This window comes from Telluria aromaticivorans (genome assembly GCF_013003915.1).
GTDB classification, from domain to species: Bacteria; Pseudomonadota; Gammaproteobacteria; order Burkholderiales; family Burkholderiaceae_D; genus Telluria; species Telluria aromaticivorans.
Genome location: NZ_JABAIV010000001.1, coordinates 432,879 through 453,119 on the forward strand (window position 1 = coordinate 432,879; position 20,241 = coordinate 453,119).

Genomic DNA, 20,241 nt, shown 5'->3' on the forward strand with positions numbered 1-20,241 from the left:
CGCCCTGCTAAGCTTCGCGCACCGCGCGCGCTTCGGCGACCAGTTCGAGCAGCGCGTCCGGTGCGGCCGGCTTGACCAGGTAGCGGTCGAACCCCGCCTCCAGCGCCCGCTCGCGGTCCTCGAGTTGCCCATAGCCCGACAGCGCGATCGAGAACGGCCCACCCGCCGGCTGAGCGCGGCGCAACTGCTCCATCACTTCCAGCCCGTCGATACCCGGCAGGCCGATGTCGCAAATCACGATATCGTAAGGACGCGCCTGCGCCGCCGCCAGGCCGGCATGGCCGTCGTAGGCGGTCACGACCTCGTGGCCCGCCAGCTCCAGCAAGGCCCGCAGCGTATCGCAGGCATCGGCATTGTCTTCGATGAGCAGGATACGGCAGGCGTCTTCGGCCGTGCTCGGCCCGGAGGGTAACTCGGGCACGGGCGCGTCGGAGCACGACAGCGGCAAACGCACGGTAAAGGTGCTGCCCTGCCCTTCGCCGCCGCTCGCCGCCGCGACCGTCCCGCCATGCATGCCGACCAGGTTGCGCACCACGTTCAGGCCGATACCCAGCCCGCCTTCGGAACGGGCCAGCGAGCGTGGGCCCTGGATGAACAGGTCGAAGATCTGGGGCAGCATCTCGGCCGAGATGCCGGTGCCGTTGTCGCTCACTTCGACCACGACCTCGTCGCCGGCGCGCCATGCGCGCAGCACGATGCGTCCGCCATTGCCGGTGTATTTGGAGGCGTTGCCGAGCAGGTTGGCGAAGACCTGGGTCAGTCGCACCGGGTCGCCTTCAATGGCCAGCGGCGCGCCGGGCAGCTCGAGCTCGAGATGCTGGCCGCGTTCGCGGATGCGCGGCGCGACCGTTTCCATCGCCTGGTCGAGTGCCGCGCCGAGCGCCAGCGGGCGTACCGCGAGCGTGATCTTGCCACTGCTGATGCGCGCGGCATCGAGCAGGTCGTCCAGCAGGCGCGCCATCTGGTCGACCTGGCGCCGCACCACGCCGGCCACCTGGCCAAGCTGGGCGGCAGCCGGGCCCGAGGCGCCGACGATGTTCTGCAGGAGGCTCGCCGACATGGAGAGCGGCGCCAGCGGGTTGCGCAGTTCGTGCGCCAGCATGGCGAGGAATTCGGTCTGGCGGCGGTTGGTGGCTTCGGCCAGGTCGCGCAGCGATTGCGCGCTGACGGTGGCCATCACCAGGTTCTCGTTGGCTTCGCGCAGCTGCGTGACCTGGTCTTCGAGGCGGTCGCGTTCGCGCACCAGGACGCGGGCATGCGAGAGCTCGGCCTCGAGCACCGCGATGCGATGGTGCAGGTCCTGCTCGCGCAGCAGTCCACCCAGGGTGTTTTCGTCGCCCATCAGGGAACGTTGTTCAGAGCCGGCTGCCGATTCATCGTACGTCCCCATGGTTTGTCTCAATCGCCGGAATTCACGTAGTCGGTCCGGCCGAACAGCACCCCGTTGACAGGGGCCGCGATGGGGTCGATCTCGAGCCCATCGTCGGTGACGCGGTATTCGCGCACGTCGGCGCTATGGCTGCTGCCACGTACCTTGACCACTGCCATATACCTGCGCACCTGGCCGTCCACCTCTGCATAACGCATCGCCACGATGGCGTCGGTGATATAGGCCATGTCGGCGCGCGCGTAGTTCATGTTGAGCGCCTGCTCGTCGAGGCCCACCGTCACCAGCACCGTCACGCCTCGCTTGGCCAGGCTGCTCAGCATGCGGAACACCCCTTCGCGCAGGTTGCGGATGCATTCCGGCGCAAGGTAAAGCGGCACTTCGGACAGCGAATCGATCACGACCCGGCGCGCGCCGGTACGATCGATCGCAGCCAGCAGCTCGTCTTCCAGCTCTTCCATCGTCAGGTCGATCAGGCGGCTTTCGACCAGCACCACCTGCCCTGCCCGCACCATCGCGGCCATCCCGGCATTGCGCAGGCGTCCCGTGCCTTTTTCAAACGACATCACGACACCTGTTTCGCCCAGGGCGACGCCGGCCTGGAGGAAGCGCGTGCCCATGATGGTCTTGCCGCAGCCGGTCGGCCCGATGGCCAGCATCGAATGCCCCTGCGGCAGGCCGCCGTGCAGCATGTCGTCCAGGCCCGGGGTGCCGGTCGGGATCCGCGTCGGATCGGTATCGACCGGCGCGCCTTCGTGCAGGCCGGCCGCCAGCGGCGGCAGCAGGCGCGGATAGATGCGCAATCCGTTTGACGTGATGCGGAAGGTGTGCGACCCACTCATGTGAGCCTGGCCGCGCATCTTGACAACGCGGATTTTCCGCACGACGGCGTCGCCCTCTTGCTGCTGGCTCAGCGCCACCATGCCGTCGGCCACCGTCATGATCGGGTTGGCTTCGACTTCGTTCTGCTGGTATTCGCCGATCAGGAAGGTAGTCGCCATCCAGCTCGTCATGCGGGTGCCAAGCTCTTGCACGAAATACTGCAGGTCGCTGGTGCCTTCGTTTCCGCCGCGGCCGGTCTGGATCACGGAACGGAAGGAATCGACGAAAACCATGCTCGGGGCGAAATCCTCCACCTCTTTGGTGATGCGTTCGAGCACGCAGTTGAAATCGCCGGCGCGCAGGTCGGCCGTGAGATTGACGTAGCGGATCGAGGTACCAACCTTGTCCATGTCGAAGAAGGCGTATTGCTGCTGGTAGCGCAGCATTTTCAGCGGCGGCTCGCCCAGCACCGTAAAGAACAGCGCGCGCCGGCCTGGCCCGGCCAGCGCGAACATGATCTGGTGGGCCATCGTGGTCTTGCCGCAGCCGGGAGCCCCGCTAATCAGGTTGAACGAAAATTCGTTCAAGCCGCCGCCCAAGAGAACGTCCAGCCCCGGTACGCCCGTTGCCAATTTCCCCAAGGTCACTTTATCGGTCATTTATTTCTGCTCCTGTACATTCGTCGGCTGGTCAGCACTGGCCGTCGCTGACGCGAGCAGGCGCTGGGTCAGCGCCTCTCCGATGAGCGTTGCGAGTAGTTGGGTGAAGGTCTGCAGCAAGGTGTCGTTCGCGGCCGTGGCTCGTCCAAGCTCGACCGTGGCGAGGCGTTCGGCCAGAAGGACAAACAGCTGGTCGGGCGAGCGGCACGGCTGTTGCGGGGCAAGCCAGGCATGGTCGGGGCCGACCATGTGGACGGCGCGGCCGAACAAGGCGCAAAAGCCGCTCTCGCCGATCAGCGGACACAGCTGCAGCGAGATACGCCGCCAGGGCTGCAAAAGCTCGTTGCTCCCTGGGGCCGGATCTTGCGCGCCCGTACTGATGGTCATGTCGTCGTCGAGGAACAATGAATACGGATGGTGGTTGCCGGGGCCCGTGGCACCCCCCGGCCCGCGGCCTGGACGGCGGCGAAGGCAGGCCGGTCCAACAGGAATTATACCTTGCTGACACGGCAAACTGTCTTTTCTGCCAACAACAATCCGGAAACATGTTCGTTCGTGCCAATTTGCGACATCCCCGCTAAGATGTGTATCGTCGAGCAATCTTGCTCATCGAAATGCGGGAAGACCATGATTAAACAATTGGGTGCCGTACTGCCGACGGCCTGCGTACTGCTGAGCCTTGCAATGTCGCCTGCGCAAGCCGCGACAAACGCCGATACGCGTTTCAAGACAATCTACACGAAAGAGTGGAAGTGGCGCGTCACGGAACGGCTCGCTCGTGCCGACGGCGACCAGGGCGTCAGCCCCGTGCTGGCCCGTGTCGATGCACTGGTGCAAGAGGCCCGCCAGCGCTACTGGGAGGGCATCCTGAAGGAACTCGACGCGATCCGCCCCGCCGACCTGTCCCCTGGAGAGCGCGTCAACTTCGCGGTCTATCGCGCCCAGGTCGCTTCCCTGGCGGACGCCCAACGCTTCCGCGAATACGAGCAGCCGGTCAACGCCGACAGCGCCTTCTGGACCGACGTCACCTTCGGCGCCCGCCGCCCGTTCAAGACCATTGAGGATTACCGCAATTACCTGAGGCAGCTGACCGCGCTGCCCGCCTATTTCGAGCAGGAGACCGCCAACATGCGTGCCGGGCTGGCGCGCGGCTTCACCCCGCCGCGCGTGACGCTGGCCGGACGCGACGTGGCGCTGAGTTCGATCGCCGATGCCAGGACGCCCCAGGACACCGTGTTCTTCACCCCCTTCAAGACCTTCCCCGCATCGGTGCCGGCCAGCGAGCAGGAAGCCTTGCGCTCGCAGGCCGCCGCCCTCATCCGCGACACGGTGCAGCCGGCCTACGGCAAGGTGCTGGCCTTCTTCCGCGACGAGTACGTGCCGAAGGCGCGCACCACGCTCGCGGCCACCAGCATGCCGGGCGGCCAGGCCTACTATCAATCGAAGATTGTCGAGTTCACCACCACCAATCTCAATGCGGACCAGATCCACACCATCGGCCTGGCCGAGATGGCGAAGATCCGCGCCGAGATGCACGGGATCATGAAGAAAGTCGAGTTCAAGGGCGACCTGCCGGCCTTTTTGCAGTTCCTGCGCACCGACCCGCAGTTCTATGCCAAGACCCCGCAAGAGCTGCTGATGCGCGCCGCCTGGACCGCGAAGAAATTCGACGCCAAGGCCGACCAATATTTCGGCTACCTGCCGCGCCGCCGCTTCGCGATCCTGCCGGTGCCCGACGACCAGGCGCCGTTCTACACGGCCGGCCGCGGCGGGCCGGGCAGCTATTGGGTCAACACCTATAACCTGCCGGCGCGCGCGCTCTACAGCCTGCCGGCATTGACCCTGCACGAATCGGCGCCGGGCCATGCCTTCCAGATGCCGGTGGCGCAGGAGCAGAAAAACGTGCCGAACTTCCGCCGCGCCTATATTTCGGCCTTCGGCGAAGGCTGGGCGCTGTACGCGGAACGGCTCGGTACCGAGATGGGGATCTACGAAACGCCGTACGAGGAATTCGGCATGCTGAGCTACCAGGCCTGGCGCGCATCGCGGCTGGTCGTCGACACCGGCATCCACGCCAAGGGCTGGACCCGCGAGCAGGCGCAGGCCTATTTGATGGAGAACACCGCACTGTCGAAGCACGAGGTTGAGACGGAGGTGGACCGCTATATTTCGTGGCCGGGACAGGCACTGTCCTACTACCTGGGGCAGATGGCGATCCAGGAAGCGCGGGCGCGGGCGGAGAAGGCGCTGGGGGCGAAGTTCGATATCCGGAACTTCCACGATACGGTGCTGCAGCTGGGGTCGGTGCCGCTGCCGGTGCTGCAGCAGAGGATCGATGTGTTTATTGCGGAGGGTGGGAAAAGCCCGTACCCGAAAGAGTCGTAAACCGTAGGGTGGGCAGCGTAGTTCAGTCCAGTGGACTGAACTACGCCCACGCGGTGATAGTTAGCAGCAAGATCATGCGGCGCGAAAGCGGAGCCGGCGACTATCACCGCGTGGGCAGAATCTGCCCACCCTACGATGCGCGGCTATTCAAATAGTTTCAGCTTGAGCTGCACCGACACCCCGCCATACAAGCGGTCCCGGTAAGTCGGAATAATCCCTACATTCACCCCCACCCGCTTGTACTCATAAGTCAGCGTCGGAATCGCCGCCGGAAACCAGCCGCCAGCACGCATGTTCGGATAGCCATCGAACGCCGCCAGCGCCAGCCCGACCCGCACCGGCCCCACTGCATACGGCTGCCAGATCACGCCCGCGTAGTTCGACCACTGCCGGTCGCTGTTATAAAAGCGCCCTGCCGTCGCGGCCATCGTGCCGCTGAAGCGGTACTCGGCAGCGAGGCCCTTGTTGGCGCCGTTCAGGTCCTTGTCGCTGTCGAAGTGCGCCGTGGCGAAACCGGTATCGAGCCAGAACTCGCTTTTCGGGACCGGGTCGATTTTCGTGAACCAGTCGTCGGCCTGTGCGGCAGGCGCGCCCGCCAGCAGCAGCGCGGCTGCGATCGAGGCAGCGCGCATCAGTCGTCCGCCTTCGGATCCAGGTCGGGGAACATCACCTCGGTGAAACCGAAACGGGAAAAGTCGCGGATCCGCATCGGGTACAGGATGCCGAGGAGGTGGTCGACCTCGTGCTGCACCACGCGCGCATGGAAGCCTTCCACGTCACGAACGACCGGTTTCCCGTACTGGTCGACGCCTTCATAATGCAGTTTCGTATAGCGCGGCACGCTGCCGCGCAGGCCTGGCACCGACAGGCAACCCTCGAAACCCTCTTCCATCTCATCCGACAGCGGCGTGAGCACGGGATTGATCAACACCGTCTCCGGCACCGGCGGCGCATCGGGGTAGCGACCATTCTTCGCAAACCCGTAGATCACCAGTTGCAGATTCACGCCGATCTGCGGCGCGGCCAGGCCGGCCCCATTGGCGGCATGCATGGTCTCGAACATGTCGGCGACCAGGGCGTGCAATTCGGGCGTGTCGAACCCGGTGACCTTTTCGGCCACGCGCAGCAGGCGCGGGTCGCCCATGCGCAGGATCTCACGTACGGTCATGGCAGTTTTCCTTGTTCGAGCAGTGCCGCGAGGCTGGCGCGGAAGCCTTCGCCGGTCTCCGGGTGCTTCAGCCCCATCGCGGCGGTGGCCTGCAGGTAGCCGAGCTTGGAGCCGCAGTCGTAGCGCTGGCCCTCGTAGCGGTAGGCCAGCACGCGTTCGGCCTGCATCAGCGCGGCGATACCGTCGGTGAGCTGGATTTCGCCGCCGGCGCCGGTGCCGAGGTGTTCGAGGTAGCCGAAGATGGAGCCCGACAGCACGTAGCGCCCGACCACGGCCAGGGTCGAGGGCGCCACCTCGGGCGCCGGCTTCTCGACGATTTCGGATACCAGCTCCAGGCCCGGGCGATAGCTGTCCGCTTTCACGATGCCATACTGGCGGGTATGTTCGCGCGCGACGTCCTGCACCGCAAGGATGCTGGAGCGCTCATACGAATACAAATCGGTCATCTGCGCCAGTACCGGCTTGTGGCCAGCGGCGGTGTCCATGAAGTCGTCTGCCAGCAGCACGGCGAAGGGCTCGTCGCCGATGACGGGACGGGCGCACAGCACCGCATGGCCCAGGCCCAGCGGCGCCGACTGGCGGATGTAGATGCAGGTGACGTTCTTCGGGATCACGCCGCGCACGACCTCGAGCAGCGCCTGCTTGCCGGCCGCTTCCAGCTCGGATTCGAGCTCGTAGGCCTTGTCGAAATGGTCTTCGATGGCGCGCTTGTTGCGGCCGGTGATGAATACCAGTTCGGTGATGCCGGCTGCCACCGCTTCTTCGACGGCGTACTGGATCAGCGGCTTGTCGACGATCGGCAGCATCTCCTTCGGCTGCGCCTTGGTGGCGGGCAGGAAGCGGCTGCCGAGGCCTGCCACGGGGAATACGGCTTTGCGGATCAGGGTCATGGGGTCGCCTCCAGGGTTCTTTAGGTGTCGAGCAGCGCCATCAGGCCTGCTTCGTCGAGGACGGTGACGCCGAGTTCTTCCGCCTTGGCGAGCTTGCTGCCCGCCTCCGCGCCGGCCACCACGTACGAAGTCTTCTTCGATACCGAACCGGACACCTTGCCGCCGGCCGCCTCGATCAGGGCGCCGGCCGCCTCGCGGCTCATGGTCGGCAAGGTTCCGGTGAGGACGAAGGTCTTGCCGGACAGGTGGCCTTCCGGCGCGGCTCCCTGCGGCAGTTGCGCCAGCAGTTCGGTGCGCAGCTGCGCCAGCGCTGCCAGCCGCTCGCGGTTGCCCGGCTGCGCCATCCACTCTTCCAGCCCGCCCGCCACCGTTGCCGGCAGGCCGAACACGTTGAACACGTTGAGGTGGCTGAGGGATCCAAGCGTCTGGCCGGCGGCCAGCAGCTGGCGCGCGCGCGGTTCGGTCAGCTTCGGGATGCCAAGGGCCGCCAGCAGGTTCACTTCTTCCAGCTTCTCGCGCAGGGCCGCCTTGGGGGCGTGCTCGCCCTGGGGCGCGACGCCGGCTGCCAGCAGCGCATTGATGGCTTGCTGGTTTTTTTCCTCGGCGAAGAATTCGGCGATCGCGTCCGCCACGGTGCCGCCAATGTCGGGCAGCACCCGTAGCAGCGCGCTCGGCGCCTGGCGCACCAGGTCGAAACGGCCCAGCCAGTCGGCCAGGGTCTTGGCGGTCGATTCGCCGACGTGGCGGATGCCGAGTGCGAACAGCAGGCGTTCCAGCGGCGGGTTCTTGCTGGCGCGGATTGCGTCCAGCAGGTTGTCCGCCCATTTGGTGGCGACCTTGCCGTTCTTCACAGTCTCTGGCGTGGTGCCCTCGCGCTCGTCGGCGAGGCGCTTCATGGCCAGCAGGTCGTCCAGGGTCAGCTTGTACAGGTCGGCCACGCCATGAATCAGGCTGCACTCGACCAGGCTGTCGATATAGCGGTCGCCCAGGCCTTCGATGTCCATCATGCGGCGGCCCGCGAAGTGGCGGATTGCTTCCTTGCGCTGGGCGGCGCAGCTCAAGCCGCCGGAGCAACGCGCGATGGCCTCGCCCTCTTCGCGCACCACGTGCGAGCCGCACACCGGGCAGGTCTTGGGCAGCACATAGCGCATTGGCTCGGGGCTGGGACGGCGCTCCAGCACCACAGCCATCACTTCGGGAATCACGTCGCCGGCGCGGCGCACGATCACGGTGTCGCCCACGCGCACGTCCTTGCGCAGCACTTCGTCTTCGTTGTGCAGGGTTGCGTTGGTGACGGTGACACCGCCCACCGAGACCGGCACCAGGCGCGCCACCGGCGTGATGGCGCCGGTGCGGCCGACCTGCACGTCGATCGCGGTGACTTCGGTCAGGGCTTCCTCGGCCGGGAACTTGTGGGCCAGCGCGAAGCGCGGTGCGCGCGACACGAAGCCGAGCTGGGCCTGGTCGGCCACGCGGTCGACCTTGTAGACCACCCCATCGATCTCGTAGGGCAGGCTGCTGCGGCGTTCACCGATTCCGCGGTAGAAGCCAAGCAGGCCGTCACGGCCCGTGACCACGGCGCGTTCCTTCGCCACTGGCAGGCCGAGGCGGTCGAACCAGTCGAGCACCCCGGAGTGGGTTTCCGGCAGCTCGGCGCCTTCCAGCAGCCCGATGCCATAGGCGAAGAAGCGCAGCTTGCGCTGGGCCGTGATACGCGCGTCGAGCTGGCGCAAACTGCCCGCCGCCGCATTGCGCGGGTTGGCGAATTCCTTGTGGCCGGCCTCGCGCTGGCGCGCGTTCAGGCTGGCGAAATCGCCCTTGAACATCAGTACTTCGCCGCGCACTTCGAGCACGTCCGGGACGTCCGCGCCGTGCAGGCGCAGCGGAATGACCCGCACGGTGCGGATATTCGCGGTCACGTCCTCGCCGGTATAGCCGTCGCCGCGCGTCGCGGCCTGCACGAACATGCCGTTCTCGTAACGCAGGCTGATCGCCAGGCCGTCGAACTTCAGTTCGGCGTTGTAGGACACCTGCTTCAGCTCGAGCCCGTCGCGCACGCGGCGGTCGAAGTTGTCGACGTCTTCGTCGGCGAAGCCGTTGTTCAGCGACAGCATCGGCACCGAGTGTGTCACCTGCTTGAACTCCGGGATCGGCGCCGCGCCGACGCGGAAGGTCGGCGAATCGTTGGTGACCGCCGCCGGGTGCGCGAGCTCGAGCTCCTGCAGCTCCCGGAACATGCGGTCGTATTCGGCGTCGGGAATGGTCGGCGCATCGAGCACGTGGTAGTTGTAGATGTGGCGGTTCAGTTCTTCCACCAGCCACGCCATCCGCGCCAGCGGCTCGGCCTGCGCAGTTTCCTTCGTCGTCACGCTCATCGCCGGGATGCCCTTATACGAACAGGCGCAATGCGCGGACCGAGCCGGCCGGGATGTCGGCGGCTTCCATCTCCTGGTAGAACTCCGCTACCTGCCCGTTGATCTCGTCCAGCGCTTCGTCCGACAGCGGCTGCTCGAAATCGTCGACGATGGTGGCGTCAAGGCGCAGCACCAGCTCCTTCGCGCACTTGACCATGGCAAGGAAGCCGTCGCGCGCCGGGGCCACGCAGGGCACGTCCAGCAGCAGGGTCAGGCGGCTGGTTGCGTCCGCGCCCAGCGTGACATTGGTCGACAAAGTGAACAGCACGCCGCCCTCGCCGTCGGGCATCGAGAAGCGGCCATCCGGGCGCACGTCGAAGCCCTGCTTCTCCAACGCCCCGATCAGGGTCGTGATCGGCCAGGCTTCGCCGTTCGCGGCCAGGTTCACGCCCAGCTGGGCATCGTGGCCGGCCACGAAGCGGTGCAGCGTACGGGCTTCGCTCATCACCTCGATCATGTCCGGCACTTCCGGCTCGGCGCCGATCTCGTCGGCCACGGCGCGCAGGCGCGTCACCAGTTCGGAGTATTCGATTTCGTTCAGGGCCGTGGTGCGGGTCGCCATCTGCACGCCGGCCTGCAGCTTGGTGTACACGCCGCCATGGACGATCGGCTCCCAGTCGCCGCTGACGGCAAAGCCGATGTAGTGGATCGGCTTGTTGCCGACGCGGCGCAGCTTCTGCAGGGCCGGCAAGATCTTGTCGCCGCGTACCGCGCCTTCGAAGTTCAAAGGCACCAGGCAGTCGATCAGCGGATCGACCAGGCTTTCGGCCAGTTCGGCCGGTGGGGTACGCGGCGTGGTGCCCGCCAGCGGTGCAAGGGGTGCGACTGGTGCGGCTGGCGCAGACGCATAGCCGGCCGCCGCGGTGGGCGCCGCGTAGGTCGGGGAGACCGAAGGCGCATCGGACACCGGCGCGCTGCGGCCTGGCACCGCGAGCTCCGGATCGACGTCGAGCGGGGCCAGCGGCGATTCCGCACCGAGGTCCAGCACAGGTTCCTGGCGCTCGACGGCGGTGTCGCCGCTGCGCATCAGGACGTCGTCGTGGTCCGAGGCAAAGGCGCGTTCGACGCTCTTGCGGGCCTTGTACTCCTGCCACTTGTTGTAAGAGATGACGCCGACGACGAAGACGCCGCCCGCTGCGATCAGGCTCATTTGGAAATCAGTCATGCTGCTTGTGCCTCAGTAGCGAAGTTCGCGGCGGACTCCATGTCCACCGCCACGATGCGCGATACGCCCTGCTCCTGCATCGTCACACCGATCAGTTGGTTGGCCATCTCCATCGCAATCTTGTTATGCGAGATGAAGAGGAATTGGGTATGTTCGGACATGCGCTTGACCATGCGGCAGAAGCGCTCGGTATTGGCATCGTCCAGTGGCGCGTCCACCTCGTCGAGCAGGCAGAATGGCGCCGGGTTCAGGCGGAACATCGAGAACACCAGCGCGGTGGCGGTCAGCGCCTTTTCACCGCCCGAGAGCAGGTGGATGGTCGCGTTCTTCTTGCCGGGCGGCTGGGCCATCACCTGCACGCCGGAGTCTAAAATCTCGTCGCCGGTCATCACCAGCTTGGCATTGCCGCCGCCGAACAGGATCGGGAACAGTTCCGAGAAGTGGGTGTTGACCCGGTCGAAGGTGTCCTGCAGCAGGTCGCGCGTTTCGCGGTCGATGCGATGGATCGCATCTTCCAGCGTGGCGATGGCTTCCTGCAAATCCTTGTTCTGCGAATCGAGGTAGCGCTTGCGCTCCGCGGCCTGGGCCAGCTCGTCCACCGCCGCCAGGTTGACCGCGCCCAGCGAGGCGATGGCATTGGTCAGGCGCGTGACCTCGCCCTGCAGGTATTGGGGCTTCAGCTCGGGATTGAGTTTTTCCGCCAGCAGCGCTTCGTCCGCGCCGGTGGAGGCCAGGGCTTCGGCGAACTGCTCCTGGTTCAGGCGCGCGGCCTGTTCCTTCAGCTGCATCTCGGTGATGCGGTCGCGCTGCGGCTGCAGGCTGCGCTCGTTGCCCATGCGCGCTTCTTCGGCCTGGCGCAGCTGCAGCGTGATCTGGTCGAGTTCATGGCGGGCGTCGGACAGCGCGCGCTCCTGGGTGCTGCGGCGGTCCAGCAATTCCTGCAAGCCTTCGTGGGCGGTGCCGGCTTCCAGCGCCTCGAGTTCGAGCTTGCCGGCGCCAAGGCTGGCGCCGACCTGGTCGGCTTGGCTGGAGGCGGTGGCGATGTTGCGGCGCAGCTCTTCGATCTTGCTGCGCTGCGCACGCTCGGCGAACTGCGCCTCCTGGGCGCTGCGTTCGAGATCGCGCAGCTTCTGGCGTGCGTCGGCCAGCGCCTGTTCCTTGTCCATGAAGGCGGTCTGGCCATCTTCATGGGCGCCCTGCAGCTCGGCCAGCTCCATGTCGAGCTGCTCGAATTCCTGTTCGGCGTCAAGCGCGGCCTGGCGCTGTTCGGCTTCCTGCGCCGCGATCTCGGACAGGTCCGCCGCGATCTGGCCACTGCGCTGGTTGAAGCGCGCCTCGATTTCGCTTTGCTTGAGCACTTCGATTTGCAGCGCATGCACTTCGCGCTGGAACATGCCGGAGCGCTGGCGCGCATCCTGCAGCCGGCGTGTGAGCTCGCTCACGGCGGCGTCGGCGCGGGTGGCGCGGCTGCGCGCTTCGTCCGCAAGCAGGGCCTGGGCCCGCAGCTGCTTGACCGTGTTCTCGATGTCGTGCTGGCGCGCCAGCATGCCGTCCTGCTCGGCATCCGGCGCGTGGAAACGCACGCTCGACTGGGTGACCAGGTGGCCCTGTCGGGTCACGAAGCTGCCGCCCTGCGGCAGGCGCGCGCGCAGGCCGAGGGCTTCGGCGGCATCCTGCGCCACATACACATGGTGCAGCCAGTCGTTGAGCACGCCGCGCACGCCGGGGTCGTTCAGGCGCAGCAGGCTGGCGAAGGGTTTCAGGCCTTGTGGGTCGTCAATCGCGGCGGGCGCGGACGGGGCCGGCGAGTACAGGGCCAGCCGCGCCGGCGGCGCATCCCCGAAGAAGCCATTGGCCCAGTCCAGGTTCGACATTTCGAGCGCACCGGCGCGTTCGCGCAGCACGGCCTCCAGCGCGGTCTCCCAGCCCTCTTCGACGTCGAGCTTTTGCCACAGGCGCGGCAGGCCGGCCAGTTCATGCTTTTCCAGCCAGGGCTGGACCTTGCCCTGGGTTTGCACCCGGTCCTGCATCTGGCGCAGCGCGGCCAGGCGTGCTTCCAGCTTGGCGCTTGCGCTTGATTCCTGCTGGACCTGGTCGTGCGCCTCGCGGCGCTCGGCCTCGACCGCCTCCTGGCGCGATGCCGCATCGTCGAGCAGCATCGTCTGCTCTTCCAGCGCCACCTGCTTCTCTTCGAGCTGCATGCGCAGGTTGTCGAGGGTGGCGCTGTCGGGCAGGTTCAGGGTATTGCGCTCCTGCTGCAGGCGCTCGCGCCGTGCGGCCAGGCTGGTGAGGATGCCGGAGGCGTTGCGCTGGTGGGCGCTGGCCAGCTCGATGCGCTGCTGGACACCCATGATGCGGGCGCGCGATTCGTTGGAACGCTCCTGGCTCTCGCGCCATGCCGTTTCCAGTTCGGGCACGCGTTCGCCGTGAGCCTCGACCGCCATCTGGGCGGCTTCGGCGCGTGCGCCGAGTTCTTCCAGCGTGAACTCGGCTTCTTCCAGCTGCTCCTGGTATTCCTGGCGCTGCGCCAACCATTGGTCGCGCTGCGCGGTGAGCGTGCCGAGCTGGTTCTGCAAGCGAGTGCGCGACTCCACCACGAACTTGATCTGCGCCTCCAGGCTGCCGATCTCGGAATTGGTCTGGTACAGCGCGCCCTGGGCGGTGTGCAGGCGGTCGCCGGTAGCGAAGTGGGACTGGCGCAGGTGCTCCAGGTCGAGCTCGACGCTGCGCAATTTGGCGGTCTGGGCTTCGAGTTCCGTCTGCGCTTCTTCCATTTCGCGGAAGTAGCGCAGCTGTTCGGTTTTCGCTTCGTTCTTGCGCAGCAGCCAGAGCAGCTTCTGCTTTTCTTCCTGGTCCGCCTGCAGCTGGTGGAAACGGTTGGCCACCACGGCCTGGGCTTCGAGCTTCTCGAGATTGGCGTTCAGCTCGCGCAGGATGTCTTCGACCCGCAGCAAATTCTCGCGCGTGTCCGACAGCCGGTTCTCGGTCTCGCGGCGGCGTTCCTTGTATTTGGACACGCCTGCCGCTTCTTCGAGGAAGACGCGCAGCTCTTCCGGGCGCGATTCGATGATGCGCGAGATCATGCCCTGGCCGATGATGGCGTAGGCGCGCGGCCCCAGGCCGGTACCGAGGAAGATGTCCTGGATGTCGCGCCGGCGCACCGGCTGGCTGTTGATGTAATACGTGGAGGTACCGTCGCGCGTGAGGGTGCGCTTGACCGCGATCTCGGCGTACTGGCCCCACTGCCCTGCCGCCTTGCCGTCGCTGTTGTCGAATACCAGCTCGACCGAGGCGCGGCCGGACGGCTTGCGGTAGGTGGAACCGTTGAAGATCACGTCCTGCATCGACTCGCCGCGCAGTTCGGAAGCCTTGGACTCGCCCAGCACCCAGCGCACGGCGTCGATGATGTTCGACTTGCCGCAGCCATTCGGGCCGACCACGCCGACCAGCTGGCCGGGCACCTGGAAATTGGTGGGATCGACGAAAGACTTGAATCCCGACAATTTGATGGAGGAGAGGCGCACGTTGCTTCGGTGGCTAATGAGTCGTCAAAGACCGCATCATACCATCTGTTGCTTGCTTTTCGGCCAAGATGCAAGCTTGTGAACCCGGCAATTGTTCGCCTTCCTACTCAGCCGGCACGCTCGGCGTGCATCGGGTCGTTCATGGCGGCTTCGCCGGCCGCCTGGGTGAGTACCCGGCCGACCACGCCATCTAGCGCCAGCACCCGGATGCTACCCGTGCGGAAGGACTCGAGCAGGCGTTCGGCCGGCAGCGAGAACGCTTCCTGGCGGCCGGCCCCGGAGAAGATAAACAGGGTGCGCAGCGGGCTGACCCAGGCCAGCTTGACCTTGCGCACTCCCCCGCTGCCGGTGAACTCGACGCGCATGCCGCGCTCCAGCGTCGCCAGGGTGGCGGCGGCCGGGTCAAGCGCTGTTTCCTCTTCCTGCTCCTCTTCTGCGGCGGCCTGCTGCTCCAGGGCGATGCGCCGCATGGCATCCTGCTGGGCGGCTTCCACGGCCAGCTCCATTTGACGGTCTGGCGACAGCTCGATCGGCGCGCGCACGATCGCCGCATGGCATTCGGCCAGCTCGGCAAAGAATTGCAGGCGCTCGGCATCCTGCCATTTGATGGCATCCAGCCATTTATTCAGGGTGGTGAGCAGGGCCGGCAGGCGCGCGATCAAGGCCTTGCGCCCTTCTTGCGTCGTCTTGGGCTTGACGCTCCAGACCAGGTCGTCCATCGCACGGGTGGCGTTGTCGACCGCGCCCGGCTTGCTGTCCTCGATGGTGTAGGCCAGGCTCAAGACCGGGGTCCAACGCTGTTCCAGGAAAGTGCCGACCACGGCGACGACGTCTTCGCCCGCCAGGCGCAGCGCCACCGCTTTTTTGGCCGAGCGTTTGGCGGCGGCCTGCTTTTCCTGGCGCGTGGCCTGGGCGATCGGACCGGCGATCGCGGCTTGCTGCGCGTGTTCGCGCTCGGCGATGCTCGCTTCCAGGTCGGCCACGGCGGAGGCAAACGCCTGCGGCTCGGCTTCGCGGCGCACCATCTCGACGCTGCTGCGCATCGCGCGGTAGACCGGATCGTCCGGGCTGCCCGGCTGCTCCCAGCCGACATTCGACAGCAGGTCCAGCATGCGCCGCGCCGGATGCGTCGCTTCGAAGAAGAAGCTGCGGTCGTGCAGCGCAGCCTTGAGCACCGGCACCTGCAGGAAGGCGATCAGCTCGCGCGTCTCCTGCGGGAGCGCGTCGTCCAGCAGCACGGTCTCGAAGATGCGCGACAACAGGTCGAGGGTGGTTTCGTCGCCGCGCGACAGGCTGCCCTGCGGCAGGCTCTGTTTCAGGCGCGGCAGGTAGAACACCTCGTGTCCGTGCGCCGCGGCGGCGGCGCCATCGCCACTGCCCGGCAGGCCGGCGGCGAATTTTTCCAGCATGCCGATCAACGGCGCCGGGAGTGCGGCCAAGGCTGCGCCGGCAGGCTGGCCAGCCGCACCTGGGGGCGGCGCCATCGTGGCGTGATATGGCGCCGACTGGCCGGGCGCAGGTGCGGCGAAGCCGGCAGCCGGGGTCGCGCTGGAAGCGGGTGCGGACGCAGGCCCCGGCACAAAGCCGGCTGCGCCGCTCGGGCGCCAGCCGCCGCTGCCCTGCGGCAGGTTGGCGATCAGCGGGATATCGAGTTCCGCGCCCTGGGCCGGATCTGCCGCGCCGAACAGCTGCCGCAGTTGTTGCGAGACGGCGGCATCGCGCCGCGCGCGCGCGGCCCGCGCGCTGGCGCTGTCGTCGGTCTTGGCGAAGCGTTCGCCATCGTTGCGGGAGGAGCGCGCGGGCTTGAGCTTGTCGTTCAGGGCGGCCAGCAGCGGCCCGAGCTCGAACACGACGGCGGGGCGCAGCAGCGGCATCACCAGTGCGTGCGCCTGGGGATCGGGCTCGAACTCGCACCAGGCTTGCTGGATCGCCCGCAGGAAGACTTCGGGACGAAAGGGATTGTGCGCGGCGCGCACCAGCCCGCGACCCAGCAGCATGCCGAGCCGCACACCGAGGCTGGCCAGGGCCTCGGAATGGGCCAGGTCGAAGGGACGGCTGACGGAAGCAAAGGCGAGCTGGCTGTCCATCTCTTCCAGTGGAACCAGGCTCAGGATCAATGGCGCTGCCGCCGCGGCGGGCTTCAGGCCGGGCGCCAGCTGCGCCACTTCCTTCTTCAGCGCCAGCTCGATGCCGGTCGAGGCGAGGTGGACAAACGCGTAGGCGTTATCCTTCAGCAGGTTTCCCGTGCGGATCCGGCTGCCGGTCAGGTGCGGATCCGGTCCGGCCGTCGTCATGTCGAGCAGCACGGCGACCATGCGGGTCGCCATGTCCATCAAGCCATCGGCTGCGTGACGCGCTGCGATTACGACGAGCTCATCCAGCGTCGCCTGCTGCGCAGCGGCGGCATTGCGAGTGGCAGGTGTCTGGGCGGTCATGCTGGACATGGAATGATGGGATGGGGATCTCCCTGCATTCTGCCACAACATTTCTGACTGGCAATAGAAACTTGCATGCGAGGCGCGTTCGAGCTGCCATCTCGTGGCCTGCCGACACATCACAGTTTCGATAATTCCTGGAGTATGTCGGCGCCTGTCCTACACGGGATCACGCTGTGATCCGATACCGATCGCCTGGAGCCGCACGCATGATGGGTCGACCGGAATAGCTGCGGTATCGATCCCAGCTCGGCAAACAGGTATTTTTCCCACCATTGAAAGGACATCTCCATGGCCTCGAAGCAAGGAAAGAAGGGCTCGCGTTCGCCCCCCCAGAGCAGCACCCAGCAGAGTGGCAACAGCGCCGGCAGCAGCAGCGGCGGCAGCCAGCAGTCGGGGGCGGGCTCGGGTTCGGCCTCGGGCAGCGGCAGCGGCACGCGCGGCGGCACCCCGGAGCAGCACGCGCAAGCGGGCCGCCAGAGCCACAAGAACGACAAGAAGCGCTGACACAGCGCTATACCTGGGGCAGGCCCTCAACTGCCCCGGCGCCTTGTCCCAGCCCGCCCTCTCCCGACGGCGGGCTGTTCGTTTGGCGCGGCTCAGATATTGCGCAGCACCGCGCCCTTTGGCGGCTTGAAGTCGGCGACATCATTCACCAGGCCCGCTGCTTTCGCATCGCGCGAATTCAGGTGCAGGTCGGAATACTGGTGAATGGCCCACTGCTCCGGCGTGAGGTCGACCGATTTGCGCAGCAGCGACTCGGTGCGCGCATCGTCGGCGCGCAGGCCTTCGACGATGATGTTGAGTGCATCCGGGCGGGAACCCGGCGAGGCGGTCGCATGCGACTTGTGGACCATGAAGCGCGCGGTCTCGCTCGCGTAGCGCCTGGTCCCGGCAAGGAAGAGCGTGACCGCGATCGACGCCACCGCCCCGCCGTTGTACATCACGAAGGTGATCGGGGAGTTCGCCAGGAAGTTATGCAGGCACAGGCCGTCGCTCACATAGCCACCGTTCGACTGCACCAGCACGTGGGCGGTCTCGAGCCCGTCTTCGGTCATGGCCGCCACCGCTTCGAATACGCGGTGCACCATGTCGCTGTTGACGTCCCCGGACAGCGTGAACCAGGCTTCCTTTCCTCCTTGCGCTTTGTCTTCGCTCATAGTCTTTTCCCACTGCAAAGTGTGTAGGGTAAGTGTAGCAAAACCCGTGCAAACCCCTCGCCCGCCCTGCACCAATAGTGCGCGGCAATACTTTGCGGCAAGCCGATAATCAGCCATCCGCCAGGTTAGTCGGTTGGCGAGAACCGTAGGGCGGGCGGGGTAATTTCGGGCAATGCCCGGAATGACGAACGCCCGCGCGGTAATAGTTAACATAGGAAAAACCCACCACGTCCGTGCTACCGCTGGTTGAACGCGTGGACAGGAAACTGCCCGCCCTACGGGTAAGCGGCGGCTCTTGCGTGACCGGCATACGGCCGCCGGCCGCCTTTTGGGCACCCTCCATCGGTTGACAGCAAACCAAGGCTGGCATATTCTCCACAGTCTTGGCCAGGAGAGCGCAGACCCATCTGCCGCCGAAGGGGCACTACCCACAAACTCTCAGGCAAACGGACTGGTCAAGGGGCAGCAGCGCATGGCGCGGCCGGCCCAACTCTGGAGAGCGGCCGCTGCCTTCGCAGGCGGCCCACCGAAGGGGCAGGCGGCTTTGCTGCTATCTCTCAGGTACCAAGGACAGAGGGGATCCAAGCACCCGCGAGGCGTGCCCGTACCCCTATTACCTGTCCCGAGGATTCCATGACGCTCAAAGCGACCCCGCTCAATTCCGCACACCGCTCCCTAGGGGCCAAGATGGTCGACTTCGGCGGCTGGGACATGCCGGTGAACTACGGCTCCCAGATCGACGAACACAATGCCGTGCGCCTTGACGCCGGCATGTTCGACGTCTCGCACATGTGCGTGGTGGACCTCAAGGGCGCCAACGTGCGCGCTTTTCTCCGCGGCCTGCTGGCCAATAACGTCGACAAGCTGCAGGTGCCGGGCAAGGCGCTCTACTCCTGCATGCTGAATCCGGAAGGCGGCGTGATCGACGACCTGATCGTCTATTACTTCAGCGACGACTGGTTCCGCCTGGTGGTCAATGCCGGCACCGCCGAGAAGGACGTCGCCTGGATCAGCCAGCAGAACGAGGCGACGAACAGCGGCGTGACCGTTACCCAGCGCCGCGACGGCAATGACCCGATCGCCCTGATCGCCGTGCAGGGCCCGAACGCTAGAACCAAGGTCTGGCAGGTGCTGCCGACCACCCAGGCGGCGTCCGAGCCGCTCAAGCCATTCAATGTCGTGATCGTCCCGGACACCGCCTTTGGCGAAGTCATGGTCGCGCGCACCGGCTACACCGGCGAAGACGGCTTTGAGGTCGGCGTGTCCGCTTCGAACGTCGAGGCGCTGTGGAATGCCTTCGTTGCAGCCGGCATCAAGCCGGCCGGCCTGGGCGCGCGCGATACCCTGCGCCTGGAAGCCGGCATGAATTTGTACGGCCAGGACATGGACGATAGCGTGAATCCGCTCGACGCCGGCCTGGCCTGGACCATCGACCTGGTCTCGGAGCGCGACTTCATCGGCAAGGCAGCGCTCCAGGCCAAGGGCCAGAACGCGAACTTCGTCGGTCTGATTCTGCGCGAAAAAGGCGGCATCCTGCGCGCTCACCAGAAAGTGGTCGCTGCCTCCGGCAATCTAGGGGAGATCACTAGCGGCACCTTCAGCCCGAGCATGCAGCAGGCGATCGCGCTGGCGCGCGTGCCGCTGGACGTCGCCATCGGCGACACCGTGCACGTCGAGATCCGCGATAAAAAGCTGGCTGCCAGCGTGGTGAAGCTGCCCTTCGTCCGCAACGGCAAAGTCCTCGCAGCCTGAAAACAAGAATTGTTATACTGTCCGCCTTACCTACTGGAGCTTTTACATGAACATTCCAACCGACCTGAAATACACCGAGTCCCACGAGTGGGTGCGCCGCGAGGCTGACGGCACCGTGACCGTCGGCATCACCGAGTACGCGCAGGACGCCCTGGGCGACATCGTGTTCGTCGAACTGCCGCAGGTCGGCAAGGCATTCACCGCCGGCGGAGATGCCGCGGTGGTCGAGTCGGTCAAGGCCGCGAGCGACATCTACGCACCGGTTGCGGGTACCGTTACCGAGATCAACCAGTCGGTCGCCGATGCGCCGGACTCGATCAACAGCGATGCATTTGGCGCGTGGCTGTTCAAGCTGAAGCCGACGGATGCCGGCGCGATCGACAAGCTGATGAGTGCTGACGATTACGCGAAGGCTACCGGCACCTGATGTCCCGTAGGGTGGGCGGGTCTCCCGCCCGCGCGTTCAACCATACAGTGCGT

15 protein-coding genes and 2 riboswitches are annotated in these 20,241 nt (G+C 66.2%); of the genes, 4 read left to right on the forward strand and 11 right to left on the reverse strand.

The window, feature by feature from the left end:
• Positions 1-7: 7 nt before the first annotated feature.
• Genes HGB41_RS01995 through HGB41_RS02005 form a run of 3 tightly spaced genes read right to left on the reverse strand, consistent with a single transcriptional unit; the run spans position 8 to position 3,255 of the window.
• On the reverse strand, positions 8-1,390 hold the full coding sequence (locus HGB41_RS01995; protein WP_171080572.1) for a hybrid sensor histidine kinase/response regulator: 1,383 nt from the start codon (positions 1,388-1,390) through the stop codon (positions 8-10).
• 8 nt (positions 1,391-1,398) lie between these two features.
• Complete coding sequence (locus HGB41_RS02000; protein ID WP_171080574.1) at positions 1,399-2,868, reverse strand: ATPase domain-containing protein; 1,470 nt, start codon at positions 2,866-2,868, stop codon at positions 1,399-1,401.
• Positions 2,869-3,255 carry a hypothetical protein gene (locus tag HGB41_RS02005; RefSeq protein ID WP_171080576.1) on the reverse strand — a complete coding sequence of 129 codons (387 nt, stop codon included), beginning with the start codon at positions 3,253-3,255 and terminating at the stop codon, positions 2,869-2,871.
• A gap of 240 nt (positions 3,256-3,495) precedes the next feature.
• Here HGB41_RS02005 and HGB41_RS02010 point away from each other — a divergent pair, with 240 nt between their 5' ends.
• Positions 3,496-5,253 (forward strand): DUF885 domain-containing protein, encoded by a 1,758-nt coding sequence (locus tag HGB41_RS02010; protein ID WP_171080578.1) that lies wholly within the window; start codon positions 3,496-3,498, stop codon positions 5,251-5,253.
• A 143-nt stretch (positions 5,254-5,396) separates the two neighbouring features.
• On the opposite strand, the gene HGB41_RS02015 is transcribed toward HGB41_RS02010, so the two are convergent.
• The 7 genes from HGB41_RS02015 to HGB41_RS02045 all read right to left on the reverse strand — a co-directional run bounded on the left by HGB41_RS02015 (position 5,397) and on the right by HGB41_RS02045 (position 16,858).
• Positions 5,397-5,885, reverse strand: a complete 489-nt coding sequence (locus HGB41_RS02015) for a hypothetical protein (protein ID WP_171080580.1) — start codon at positions 5,883-5,885, stop codon at positions 5,397-5,399.
• On the reverse strand, positions 5,885-6,421 hold the full coding sequence (gene def / locus HGB41_RS02020) for a peptide deformylase (protein ID WP_171080582.1): 537 nt from the start codon (positions 6,419-6,421) through the stop codon (positions 5,885-5,887). Before def ends, HGB41_RS02015 begins: the two co-directional genes overlap by 1 nt.
• Positions 6,418-7,311: a UTP--glucose-1-phosphate uridylyltransferase GalU gene (galU, locus tag HGB41_RS02025; protein ID WP_171080584.1), complete on the reverse strand. Its 894-nt coding sequence runs from the start codon at positions 7,309-7,311 to the stop codon at positions 6,418-6,420. Before galU ends, def begins: the two co-directional genes overlap by 4 nt.
• 20 nt (positions 7,312-7,331) lie before the next feature.
• Positions 7,332-9,686 carry an NAD-dependent DNA ligase LigA gene (ligA, locus tag HGB41_RS02030; RefSeq protein ID WP_229422666.1) on the reverse strand — a complete coding sequence of 785 codons (2,355 nt, stop codon included), beginning with the start codon at positions 9,684-9,686 and terminating at the stop codon, positions 7,332-7,334.
• Positions 9,687-9,699: 13 nt separating this feature from the next.
• Entirely contained in the window at positions 9,700-10,890 is a 1,191-nt protein-coding gene (locus tag HGB41_RS02035; RefSeq protein WP_171080586.1) for a cell division protein ZipA C-terminal FtsZ-binding domain-containing protein, read from the reverse strand.
• On the reverse strand, positions 10,887-14,414 hold the full coding sequence (smc, locus tag HGB41_RS02040) for a chromosome segregation protein SMC (RefSeq protein WP_171080588.1): 3,528 nt from the start codon (positions 14,412-14,414) through the stop codon (positions 10,887-10,889). Before smc ends, HGB41_RS02035 begins: the two co-directional genes overlap by 4 nt.
• 107 nt (positions 14,415-14,521) lie before the next feature.
• On the reverse strand, positions 14,522-16,858 hold the full coding sequence (locus HGB41_RS02045; RefSeq protein ID WP_171080591.1) for a DUF1631 family protein: 2,337 nt from the start codon (positions 16,856-16,858) through the stop codon (positions 14,522-14,524).
• 282 nt (positions 16,859-17,140) lie between these two features.
• On the opposite strand from HGB41_RS02045, the gene HGB41_RS02050 reads away from it, so the two are divergent.
• A complete protein-coding gene (locus tag HGB41_RS02050; protein WP_171080593.1) occupies positions 17,141-17,356 on the forward strand; it encodes a hypothetical protein in 216 nt (71 codons plus the stop codon).
• 92 nt (positions 17,357-17,448) lie between these two features.
• Here the strand turns inward: HGB41_RS02050 and HGB41_RS02055 are convergent, their stop codons facing one another.
• Positions 17,449-18,009 (reverse strand): ATP-dependent Clp protease proteolytic subunit, encoded by a 561-nt coding sequence (locus HGB41_RS02055; RefSeq protein WP_171080594.1) that lies wholly within the window; start codon positions 18,007-18,009, stop codon positions 17,449-17,451.
• Positions 18,010-18,387: 378 nt separating this feature from the next.
• A riboswitch (glycine riboswitch) is annotated at positions 18,388-18,473 on the forward strand.
• 18 nt (positions 18,474-18,491) lie between these two features.
• Positions 18,492-18,593, forward strand: a riboswitch (glycine riboswitch).
• A 49-nt stretch (positions 18,594-18,642) separates the two neighbouring features.
• On the opposite strand from HGB41_RS02055, the gene gcvT reads away from it, so the two are divergent.
• Together gcvT and gcvH are read left to right on the forward strand one after the other, a co-directional pair.
• Positions 18,643-19,761 carry a glycine cleavage system aminomethyltransferase GcvT gene (gene gcvT / locus HGB41_RS02060; RefSeq protein ID WP_171080596.1) on the forward strand — a complete coding sequence of 373 codons (1,119 nt, stop codon included), beginning with the start codon at positions 18,643-18,645 and terminating at the stop codon, positions 19,759-19,761.
• A gap of 46 nt (positions 19,762-19,807) precedes the next feature.
• Positions 19,808-20,188, forward strand: a complete 381-nt coding sequence (gcvH, locus tag HGB41_RS02065; protein ID WP_171080599.1) for a glycine cleavage system protein GcvH — start codon at positions 19,808-19,810, stop codon at positions 20,186-20,188.
• Positions 20,189-20,241: the final 53 nt, after the last annotated feature.

What these genes read in the sequence shown, in the direction of transcription:
- HGB41_RS01995 (WP_171080572.1), bottom strand. Translation starts at nt 1,390, where the DNA reads ATGGGGACGTACGATGAATCGGCAGCCGGCTCTGAACAACGTTCCCTG.
- HGB41_RS02000 (WP_171080574.1), bottom strand. Translation starts at nt 2,868, where the DNA reads ATGACCGATAAAGTGACCTTGGGGAAATTGGCAACGGGCGTACCGGGG.
- HGB41_RS02005 (WP_171080576.1), bottom strand. Translation starts at nt 3,255, where the DNA reads ATGACCATCAGTACGGGCGCGCAAGATCCGGCCCCAGGGAGCAACGAG.
- HGB41_RS02010 (WP_171080578.1), top strand. Translation starts at nt 3,496, where the DNA reads ATGATTAAACAATTGGGTGCCGTACTGCCGACGGCCTGCGTACTGCTG.
- HGB41_RS02015 (WP_171080580.1), bottom strand. Translation starts at nt 5,885, where the DNA reads ATGCGCGCTGCCTCGATCGCAGCCGCGCTGCTGCTGGCGGGCGCGCCT.
- def (WP_171080582.1), bottom strand. Translation starts at nt 6,421, where the DNA reads ATGACCGTACGTGAGATCCTGCGCATGGGCGACCCGCGCCTGCTGCGC.
- galU (WP_171080584.1), bottom strand. Translation starts at nt 7,311, where the DNA reads ATGACCCTGATCCGCAAAGCCGTATTCCCCGTGGCAGGCCTCGGCAGC.
- ligA (WP_229422666.1), bottom strand. Translation starts at nt 9,686, where the DNA reads ATGAGCGTGACGACGAAGGAAACTGCGCAGGCCGAGCCGCTGGCGCGG.
- HGB41_RS02035 (WP_171080586.1), bottom strand. Translation starts at nt 10,890, where the DNA reads ATGACTGATTTCCAAATGAGCCTGATCGCAGCGGGCGGCGTCTTCGTC.
- HGB41_RS02045 (WP_171080591.1), bottom strand. Translation starts at nt 16,858, where the DNA reads ATGTCCAGCATGACCGCCCAGACACCTGCCACTCGCAATGCCGCCGCT.
- HGB41_RS02050 (WP_171080593.1), top strand. Translation starts at nt 17,141, where the DNA reads ATGGCCTCGAAGCAAGGAAAGAAGGGCTCGCGTTCGCCCCCCCAGAGC.
- HGB41_RS02055 (WP_171080594.1), bottom strand. Translation starts at nt 18,009, where the DNA reads ATGAGCGAAGACAAAGCGCAAGGAGGAAAGGAAGCCTGGTTCACGCTG.
- gcvT (WP_171080596.1), top strand. Translation starts at nt 18,643, where the DNA reads ATGACGCTCAAAGCGACCCCGCTCAATTCCGCACACCGCTCCCTAGGG.
- gcvH (WP_171080599.1), top strand. Translation starts at nt 19,808, where the DNA reads ATGAACATTCCAACCGACCTGAAATACACCGAGTCCCACGAGTGGGTG.